General features: G+C 52.1%; 1 tRNA gene and 1 rRNA gene. Both read right to left on the reverse strand.

Annotation, left to right across the window (positions count from 1 at the left end):
• Positions 1 to 81: 81 nt before the first annotated feature.
• A tRNA-Glu gene (locus tag J9893_RS09480) sits at positions 82 to 157 on the reverse strand.
• A gap of 211 nt (positions 158 to 368) precedes the next feature.
• Positions 369 to 702, reverse strand: a 16S ribosomal RNA gene (locus J9893_RS09485); the annotation flags it as partial.

Raw genomic sequence — 702 nt, forward strand, 5'->3', positions numbered from 1 at the left:
TGTTTGCAACGGTCAGTGACCGAAGAAAACAGACATAAACACGTATGCTTATGTCTGCATTCTTGTTAGCAAGAAGAGAAGTGGCGTCCCCTAGGGGATTCGAACCCCTGTTACCGCCGTGAAAGGGCGGTGTCCTAGGCCTCTAGACGAAGGGGACCCCGAGTCTGCTTTGCAGTGCTTGCGCACTGAGACAACAGGTAGCAGTAAACTGCTATTCACATCCCGCTATCCGGCAGAAGAGGTTTTCTCTCATCCATCCCGAGGGCTGGACAACAGAAGCTGATGCATCACTGCATCAGGTCTTTGCTCTAACTACTTTGAATCAAGGCAATCTGTGTGAACACTCAACAACTTCGTCATCATTAAGGTAAGGAGGTGATCCAACCCCAGGTTCCCCTAGGGTTACCTTGTTACGACTTCACCCCAGTCATGAATCACACCGTGGTAAACGCCCTCCCGAAGGTTAAGCTATCTACTTCTGGTGCAACCCACTCCCATGGTGTGACGGGCGGTGTGTACAAGGCCCGGGAACGTATTCACCGCGACATTCTGATTCGCGATTACTAGCGATTCCGACTTCATGGAGTCGAGTTGCAGACTCCAATCCGGACTACGACGCGCTTTTTGGGATTCGCTCACTATCGCTAGCTTGCAGCCCTCTGTACGCGCCATTGTAGCACGTGTGTAGCCCTGGCCGTAAGG

Source organism: Aeromonas sp. MaB10011B, assembly GCF_017939325.1.
GTDB classification, from domain to species: Bacteria; Pseudomonadota; Gammaproteobacteria; order Enterobacterales; family Aeromonadaceae; genus Aeromonas; species Aeromonas caviae.